Genomic DNA, 8,570 nt, shown 5'->3' with positions numbered 1-8,570 from the left:
CCGCTGGCTCGACACCCACGTCGGCGGGGGTGCGTGGGGGTGGGCCCACCAGGCCGGTGAGCAGGGTCTGCGCGGCGGCGCGGGCGACGGGCAGCCCGTCGCGTTCGAGTTCGCGGGCGAGCAGTTCGGCGGCCGACTCGGCGTGGGCGGTCAGGACGGGCAGCGGGGTGTGGCCAGGCCGTGCGCGGGCGTCGCCGAGGCCGCGCAGTGCCGCCTCCTGGTGTGCCTGGACGCGCAGCGCCAGGGCGGCGAGGGTGCCGGCGCGACGCAGCGCCTCGTCGGGGGTGGCGGCGCGGGCCAGCCAGTCGGTGTCGAGGTGGCCCGCGGCATCCAGGGCGGCGCCGTCCGGCGGGGCTGGGGTCGCGGGCGGCCCGGCGCCGGGTAGGTCCTTCGCCGCGGTGTCCCACAGGTCGAGCTGGCCTGGGACGCCGCGGGAGCGGTGCGGGGAGGACGGTGCGGGCGGCTCGGGTCGGCCGGTGGCGGCGGCCCACACCGCGCCGGGGTCGCCACGCCGGCCGCCGTGCAGCAGGCGGTGGACGGCGCCGAGGTCCCAGCAGGCGGCGAGGCGAACGCCGGCACCGAGCGGGATCTCGGCGGCGGGCCGCGCCGACCACCACACCCAGCGTGGCGCGACCCGCCGTTCGATCTCGGCGAGCAGCCACGCCGTCTCCCCCGGCTCCGTCCGTATCCACAGCTCCTGGACCTTCTCCGCGGGGGGCCGCGGGGACCAGGCAAGCGCGAACCCGCGCGGCTGCCCCGCGGGCACGACGAGGGCGAGCATCCGACGGGGGCCGTCGAACGCGGCCCACAGCCGGGCGAGCGGATCGTGGGCAGGGTACGGGTGGGCACGGCCCTGCACCGACGTCATAACGCGATTCTCGCCGCCGGGTCCGACGGTCTGCGTGGGCGTGCGGCTCCCCCGGACGCTGACCGTCCTCGGCATGTTGGCGATCATCGGCGGGCTGGTCGGGCTGGTCGGGCTGGTCCACGTCCTGCGGATGCGGGTGCTTCTGGCGCGCCTCCCAACGGTCGGCGCGGCCGTGCAGGTTCGCGTCCGTCGGCGGGGGCAACGGCCAGCCGACGCTCGTCCTGTGGCCGCCCCGAGCCACCGGACGACGCGGACCGCGCCGGCGGCCGGGCGTCATACGGCCCGCGGCTGTCGCCAGGCGGGCCGTATGACATGGTGATGACGCCGGTGATGCCCGTCTGGCGGTGGGGGCCGCTTGCGGACTGCGATGGTGCGGCCGTCTGGAGCGTCGGGGGCCGGCGCTGGGGTGGGGTCGTCGCCGTGCCCGCGACGATGGAGCTGTTCTGGGCGCGCCCCGTGCGCATCCCGCCGCCGCGCCGCTACCTGGCGCGCCGCGTTCTCGGCGAGGATGGCGCGCGCACTGCGGGCAGGACGGAGGACGGCCGTGAGGACGGCCCGTGCGACATGACCGGCTGACCGTCCTCGCCCCCGGCACCGGTCGCGTCGCGCCCACTGGACGCGACGCGGGAAAGCGGAAATACCCGCGCTGGAAACCTGGAGCGGTGACAATCCCCGACGGGGAGCCGAAATGCGCGCGGGGGGTGGACTCATCATGGCGGGGCGGGACATCGACTACGAGCGCCCCATGCTGATCAGTTGCGGTGGGTGTGACGTCCGGTGGACGGCGTTGACGGCCGCGCACTGCCGGGCCTGCCACGCGACGTTCGCGGGGACGACCAGCGGCTTTGACGCACATCGGGTGAACGGCCGGTGCGAGCCGCCGCCGCGGGTGGGTCTGCGCGAGGATCGCGGGTACTGGCTGGTCGACGGTGAACGGCCGCCGGGGCGGACCCTGCGCGCCTCCCCCGCCGCCCGGGCGGGTGCTTCCGGCGGCGGTCAGGCACGATCGAACAACCATGACTCTCACCGACCACCTTCCCGCCCCCGCGCCGGCGTCCCCCGAGCCTGACCCGGACTTCCTTTTCGACGCGTTCGCCGCCTGGGTCGGCGAGCAGGGCCTGGAGTTGTATCCGGCCCAGTCGGAGGCGCTCATCGAGATCGTCACCGGCTCGAACGTGATCCTGGCCACGCCGACCGGGTCGGGCAAGAGCCTGGTGGCGGCGGGCGCGCACTTCGCGGCGCTGGCGGGCGGGCGGCGCACGTTCTACACGGCGCCGATCAAGGCGCTGGTGAGCGAGAAGTTCTTCGCGCTGTGCGCGATGTTCGGTGCGTCGAAGGTCGGGATGATGACGGGCGACGCGTCGGTGAACGACACGGCGCCGATCATCTGCTGTACGGCGGAGGTGCTGGCGAACATCGCGTTGCGTGACGGGGTGGCGGCCGACGTCGGCCAGGTGGTGATGGACGAGTTCCACTACTACGCCGATCCGGATCGGGGCTGGGCGTGGCAGGTGCCGCTGCTGGAGCTGCCGCGCACCCAGTTCGTCCTCATGTCGGCGACGCTCGGCGACGTGTCGATGTTCGAGGCGGACCTGACCCGGCGCACCGGGCGGCCGACGGCGGTGGTGCGCTCGGCGCAGCGTCCGGTGCCGTTGTTCTACCGGTTCGTGACGACGCCGTTGCACGAGACGATCGGTGAGCTGCTCGAGACCCGGCAGGCACCCGTGTACGTGGTGCACTTCACCCAGGCGCAGGCGTTGGAGCGGGCGCAGGCGCTGATGAGCGTGAACGTGTCCTCGCGTGGCGAGAAGGACGCGATCGCGGCGGCGATCGGCGGGTTCCGGTTCACCGCCGGGTTCGGGAAGGTGCTGAGCCGGCTGGTACGCCACGGCATCGGGGTGCACCACGCGGGGATGCTGCCGAAGTACCGCCGGCTGGTGGAGCAGCTGGCGCAGGCGGGGCTGCTGAAGGTGATCTGCGGGACGGACACGCTCGGGGTGGGCATCAACGTGCCGATCCGCACGGTGGTGTTCACCTCGCTGTCGAAGTACGACGGGTCGAAGGTGCGGCTGCTCACGGCGCGGGAGTTCCACCAGATCGCCGGCCGGGCGGGCCGGGCCGGCTATGACACGGTCGGCAACGTGGTGGTGCAGGCACCGGATCATGTCGTGGAGAACATGAAGGCGCTGGCGAAGGCCGGGGATGATCCGAAGAAGCGGCGCCGGGTGGTGCGCAAGAAGCCCCCCGAGGGCACGGTCGGCTACGGCGAGCCGACGTTCGACCGGCTGATCGCCGCCGAACCGGAGCCACTGACCAGCCAGTTCACGGTGTCGCACGCGATGCTGCTCAACGTCATCAACCGGCCCGGGGACGCGTTCGCGTCGATGCGGCACCTGCTCACCGACAACCACTCGGACGCGGCGACGCAGCGCCGGCTGATCCGCCGTGCGATCGCGATCTACCGGGCGCTGCTGGCGGCCGGGGTGGTGGAGCGCCTGGACACCCCCGACGAGCTGGGCCGCAGCGTGCGGGTGACGGTGGATCTGCAGCTCGACTTCGCGCTCAACCAGCCGCTGTCGCCGTTCGCGCTGGCGGCGCTGGAACTGCTGGACCCGGCGGCGCCGCAGTACGCCCTCGACGTGCTCAGCGTGCTGGAGTCGACGCTGGACAACCCGCGCCAGGTGCTGCACGCCCAGCTGCAGAAGGCCCGCGGGGAGGCGGTGGCGGCGATGAAGGCCGAGGGGATCGAGTACGACCGGCGCATGGAGCTGCTCGACGAGGTCACCTACCCACGCCCGCTGGGCGAGCTGCTGGGGGCGGCGTTCGAGACCTACCGCCGCGGTCATCCGTGGGTCGGTGACTACGAGCTGGCGCCGAAGTCGGTGGCGCGGGAGCTCTACGAGCGGGCGATGACGTTCGCCGAGTACGTGTCGTTCTACGGGCTGGCCCGCTCGGAGGGGCTGCTGCTGCGTTACCTGGCCGACGCGTACAAGGCGCTGCGGCACACCGTTCCCGAGGACGCGCGCACCGAGGAGCTCGCCGATCTGACGGAATGGCTGGGCGAGCTGGTCCGCCAGACCGACTCCAGCCTGCTCGACGAGTGGGAGCAGCTGCGCGACCCGGCGGCGGGTGACGAGGCCGCCGCGGCCGCCGTCGGGACGGCGGCGGGCGGTCCGCCGGCGGTGACGCGCAACCTGCGGGCGTTTCGGGTGCTGGTGCGCAACGCGCTGTTCCGCCGGGTGGAGCTCGCCGCGCTGCGCCGCTATGACCTGCTCGGCGAGCTCGACGGACCGGCGGCGGGCGGCGAGGGCGCGCCCGCGGGTCCGGTGTTCGACGCGGACGCCTGGCGCACGGCCCTGGAGGGCTACTACGGCGAGCATGACGAGATCGGCACCGGACCGGACGCGCGAGGACCGGCGATGCTGCTGCTGACCGAGGACGGCCCGGTGTGGACGGCGCGGCAGATCTTCGACGATCCGGCCGGCGACCATGACTGGGGCATCAGCGCCGAGATCGATCTGGCCGCCTCGGACGAGGCCGGGGTCGCGGCCGTGCGGATCATCGCCGTCGACCGCCTGTGAGCGGCCCCGCCGCTGGTCCGCCCGGTGGCCCCCGCCCGCCGGGCGCCCGAGCCCCGGAGCGGGGCGCGTCGGCGTGGGGGGTGCCGAGGTGGGGGGTGCTGTGGCCGCGGGCGCGGGTGATACCGAGGGCGACCGCCCGGCGGACGTCGTCGGGTCCGGGCAGGTCGGCGGCGATGATGTCGACGCGCAGCGCGCGCAGCATGCCCAGGAGGCCGGCGCGGACGGTCACGTCGCGTGCGGTGAGGTGGGGTGCGATCCACGTGGCGGTCATCTCCGCGGTGAGGATCACCGTCTCGACCGGCAGGACGCGCAGCAGGTCCAGATAGGCGTCGGCGAATCCGAACCCGGACAGGCACAGGCCGACGCCGTGGTCGTGCAGCCGGCCCGGCCAGCGCAGGTCGACGGGGTCGGTGCCTGGTTCGGCGCCGATGAGTTCCACGACGAGGTCGCCGGTGCGCAGCGAGCCGTCAGCGCGTGCCCCGGCGATCGCGGTGACGAAGGTGGCGGGCAGGGGCACGGTGGCCGGGACGGGCAGGTACACGGGTGGCGGGGTGTCCCCGCCGCGCAGCCGGGGCAGGTCGGCGCAGACGCGGCGCAGGGTCGCGAGGGTGAGGGCGGGCAGCAGGCCGCCGCGTTCGCTGGCCTGGACCAGGGCGACGGCCGGCATGTCGCCGTGGGCGGGTTGGCACCACCACAGCTCGGCCTGGCTGGCGACGGGGTGCCCGCCGGGCAGGTCGACGATGGGCTGGTAGCGCACGACGAGCTCGCCGTCGCCCGGTTCGCCGCGCAGCGCGCGGGTCAGGGCGAGCCGCGGTGAGCTCGCCGTGGCGGCGGGGGATCCGGCGGCGGGCGTGGCGCGTTCGATGCTCGGGTCGTAGATGGTGAGGCTGCCGGTACCGGCGGCCTTGGCCGCGTACATCGCCGCGTCGGCGCGGTGCAGCAGCAGCTCCGCCGACAGCTCCTCGACCGCCTGCGCCACCACCAGCCCGACGCTCGCGCCCACCCGCTGGCGGGATCCGGACAGCAGCACCGGGGCGCGCAGGGCGGTCAGGATGCGGCTGCCGACGGTGGCGGGGTTGTCCCCGCCGGGGGCGAGCAGGATCGCGAACTCGTCGCCGCCGAGGCGGGCGACGGTGTCCCCCGACCGCACCGCGTGGGTCAGGCGGCGGGCGGTCACCTGCAGCAGACGGTCCCCCGCCTCGTGGCCGAGGGTGTCGTTGACACCCTTGAAGTCGTCGAGGTCCACGTAGAGCACGGCCAGCGGGTCGCCGTCGCGCAGCTGGTCGGAGAGGGCGACCGTGAGGCGCTCGCCGAACAGCGTCCGGTTCGCCAGGCCCGTCAGGGGGTCGTGGAAGGCCTGGTGGCGAAGCTGGCGCTCGCTGCCGTGCAGCCGGCGCAGCAGGCCGATGTTGTCAGCGATGATCAGCATCTGCCGGCCCAGGCCGAGCACGAACAGGCCGAACAGGCCGATGACGTCGACGACGTCGGGCCCCGCACCGTCGAGGACGTCGAGGACGCCGACCAGCCCGGCGACGATCAGCGGAAGCAGGGGCAGCAGGGCATACGCCCAGCGCAGCGTCAGGTCCCGCCGGCCCGCTCCGATGGTCTCGGACGGGTCGGCGGGGCGCCCGGGCCGGGGGCGCACGGGTGTCAGGCAGGCGAGCAGCAGGCACCAGGCGCCGACGGTCCACAGGAGCTCGGTCGACGGTGGGGAGGCGTGCCCGCGGGTGACGGCGGCGGTGACCCCGAGGAACTGCACGCTGATGAGCGTGAGTCCGGTGCCGAGCAGGGCGAACCCGACCGGCGGCGTCGGCCGCCGGAAGATCCACAGCACCAGGACGGCGCACACGACGACCAGGTTCGCCGCGCAGATCGTCAGGGTGGCGACGAGGTGCTCGACGTCGCCGGCGGCCGCGTCGATCACGTCGCGCAGGACGAAAACCCAGGCCAGAGCCCCGATCGAGCCGACGACGAGCAGGCCGTCGAGCAGGGTCGTGAGCCACCAGTTGCCGCCGAGTGTCGTGCGGACGTGGTGGGGGCCCTGCGGGTGCGCGGGATAGAGGAACAGCACGAGCAGGGCGAGCGCCGTGGGGATGACGTAGGCGATCTGGCCGTAGCTGAACGGCACCGGGCCGGTGAACACCGTCACCGGTGGCGGGACGGCGACGGTGTAGATGCCGGTGACGGCCATCACCAGCGCGGGCGTGGCGAGCGCCAGACGCCAGCGCCGGTGCCGGCCGGGCAGGCCGTGCCCGGTGCGCACGCAGGCCACGGCGACGGCGAGCAGCATCAGGGCCGTGACCGCGCGGCCCGCCAGGATGCCCGAGGTTCCCGGCAGCGTGACGAACAGCGCCACGGTGGCGGCGAGGCTGGCCGCGGCCGCGGCGAACCAGCGCCAGGACGGCCGGACGTCGGACGCGCGGGGTCGGGCCGATGGGGCGGCGCGCTGCGCGGGACCCGCCGCGCCCACCTTCGCATCCGTGATGATCACCTCGTTTCGGCCGGTGGACGGCGTGCGTCGTCGGGCCCGCGACCGGACCTCTCCTTTCCGACGTTCCCCCCTGGGACCACAGGACCAACACTGCGAGATGGCACAACTACGCACCGCGAGGACTTCTGCGGTCCGTGGCGCGATCACCGCGCGACGTGGCCATCGCGGTGGGGATGCGGGGCTGGCGCGGGGTGGGCACGCACACCGCACGGACGGGCCCCTGCCGCCGGTGTCACCCGTCGATGTGGGCCGGGGTGGGCGTGGCGGGCGGTATCGTCACCGTGTGAGTACCGTACGGGTCTTCCTCCTGGATGACCACGAGATCGTCCGTCGGGGGATCCGCGAGATGCTCTCGGAGACCGCCGATGTGGAGGTCGTCGGCGAGGCGTCCACGGCCGCCGAGGCGCTGCGGCGCATCCCCGCCACCCGTCCGAACGTGGCCGTGCTCGACGCGCGGCTCGAGGACGGCAACGGCATCGACGTCTGCCGCGACCTGCGCTCGGCGCACCCCGAGATCGGCTGCCTGATCCTGACGTCGTATGACGACGACGACGCCCTGTTCGCCGCGATCATGGCGGGGGCCGCCGGGTATCTGCTCAAGCAGATCCGGGGCACCGACCTGGTCGGGGCGATCCGCACGATCGCCTCGGGGCGGTCGCTGCTTGATCCGGCGGTGACCCAGCGGGTGCTGACCCGGCTGCGGGACGGTCCGACGGAGGACCGCAAGCTCGCCACCCTGGGCGAGCGGGAGCGGCAGATCCTCGTCCTGATCGCCGAGGGCCTGACGAACCGGCAGATCGCGGGCCGGATCCACCTGTCGGAGAAGACCGTGAAGAACTACGTCTCGGCGATCCTGGAGAAGCTGGAGCTGTCCAGCCGCACCCAGGCCGCCGTCTACGCCACCCGCATCGACAAGTAGCGTCCGTCGTCGCCCGCGTGCCGGCCGGTGAGCCTGCCGGTCGGCCGCCGGCCAGAGCGGCACCCGGAGCGGGGTTGATCATGGCGGCGCCACGCCGTCAACATCGTTGATTATCTTGCTGACGAGACGGCGCGAAGCCGGGACGTCGTCGCCCGCCTGGCGACAGCCGTGGACCGGTCGTCCGGACGTCGCGGCCCCGGCTGCGGGGTCAGTCCGGCTGCGGGGTCAGTCCAGACGGTTGAGGACGGTCTGCAGGGCCTCGGCGACGGACACCGCGGTGCGCACGACCGTCGCCGACGGCCATGGGTCGGCGCGGGCCGCCATCGCCCGGTGGATGGCCACGGTCGCCTCGGAGGGGTCGGGGCCGGCGGCGAGGCGGCGGGCGATGCGCGCGGCGGCGACCTCCGGGGTGGTGACGCAGTGCAGTTCGACGAGGTCGGCGCAGACGTCCGCGGCGAGGTCGGCGACCGCCTGGCGGTGGCGCGCGCTGGACCAGGAGGCGTCGAGGACCACCCGTTCGCCGCGGCACAGCGCCGCGCGGGCCCGGCGCAGCATCTCGGCGTAGGTCGCGTCGGTGATCGCCGGCGCGTAGCGCCCGACCCCGTACCCGGCTCCCTGCGGCGCCCGCGGTCCGGGGTGGCCCGCGGCCGGGTCCGCGGGCCTGCGTGGAACGTCTCTACCCTGGTCGGCGGCTCGTCGAGATCGGTGACG

Annotated in this window: 6 protein-coding genes and 1 pseudogene; 4 read left to right on the top strand and 3 right to left on the bottom strand. The window is 74.2% G+C overall.

The window, feature by feature from the left end; translation table 11 throughout:
• Positions 1-868: pseudogene (locus tag C1A33_RS14920) on the bottom strand (DNA polymerase); the annotation flags it as partial.
• A 318-nt stretch (positions 869-1,186) separates the two neighbouring features.
• Between C1A33_RS14920 and C1A33_RS14910 the strand changes: the two are divergent.
• The 3 genes from C1A33_RS14910 (at position 1,187) to C1A33_RS14900 (ending at position 4,449) form a co-directional block, all read left to right on the top strand.
• Positions 1,187-1,444, top strand: coding sequence for a hypothetical protein (locus C1A33_RS14910; RefSeq protein ID WP_133150677.1), 258 nt, complete (start codon positions 1,187-1,189; stop codon positions 1,442-1,444).
• Positions 1,445-1,556: 112 nt separating this feature from the next.
• The gene (locus C1A33_RS37945; protein WP_423748077.1) at positions 1,557-1,937 is read left to right on the top strand and encodes an FDXHR family putative zinc-binding protein; all 381 of its coding nucleotides are present in this window, start codon (positions 1,557-1,559) and stop codon (positions 1,935-1,937) included.
• Positions 1,885-4,449, top strand: coding sequence for a DEAD/DEAH box helicase (locus C1A33_RS14900; RefSeq protein WP_101832103.1), 2,565 nt, complete (start codon positions 1,885-1,887; stop codon positions 4,447-4,449). The genes C1A33_RS37945 and C1A33_RS14900 overlap by 53 nt, the downstream gene beginning before the upstream one ends.
• Here C1A33_RS14900 and C1A33_RS14895 read toward each other — a convergent pair.
• Positions 4,427-6,940, bottom strand: coding sequence for a diguanylate cyclase domain-containing protein (locus tag C1A33_RS14895; protein ID WP_101832102.1), 2,514 nt, complete (start codon positions 6,938-6,940; stop codon positions 4,427-4,429). The genes C1A33_RS14900 and C1A33_RS14895 overlap by 23 nt on opposite strands.
• 283 nt (positions 6,941-7,223) lie before the next feature.
• Here C1A33_RS14895 and C1A33_RS14890 point away from each other — a divergent pair, with 283 nt between their 5' ends.
• Positions 7,224-7,859, top strand: coding sequence for a response regulator (locus C1A33_RS14890; RefSeq protein WP_101832101.1), 636 nt, complete (start codon positions 7,224-7,226; stop codon positions 7,857-7,859).
• Between the two features lie 225 nt (positions 7,860-8,084).
• Here C1A33_RS14890 and C1A33_RS14885 read toward each other — a convergent pair.
• Positions 8,085-8,570 (bottom strand): P-loop nucleotide/nucleoside kinase family protein (locus C1A33_RS14885; RefSeq protein ID WP_243407567.1); only part of this gene is annotated, 486 nt, incomplete at its 5' end.

It is taken from the genome of Frankia canadensis, assembly GCF_900197875.1.
In the GTDB taxonomy this organism is placed as follows: Bacteria; Actinomycetota; Actinomycetes; order Frankiales; family Frankiaceae; genus Frankia; species Frankia canadensis.
The sequence above is the reverse complement of the archived record's forward strand: the minus strand, read 5'-3'. Positions and strand labels throughout refer to the sequence as shown.

Coding starts and splice junctions, on each gene's coding strand:
- C1A33_RS14910 (WP_133150677.1), top strand. CDS start 1,187: ATGACGCCGGTGATGCCCGTCTGGCGGTGGGGGCCGCTTGCGGACTGC.
- C1A33_RS37945 (WP_423748077.1), top strand. CDS start 1,557: ATGCGCGCGGGGGGTGGACTCATCATGGCGGGGCGGGACATCGACTAC.
- C1A33_RS14900 (WP_101832103.1), top strand. CDS start 1,885: ATGACTCTCACCGACCACCTTCCCGCCCCCGCGCCGGCGTCCCCCGAG.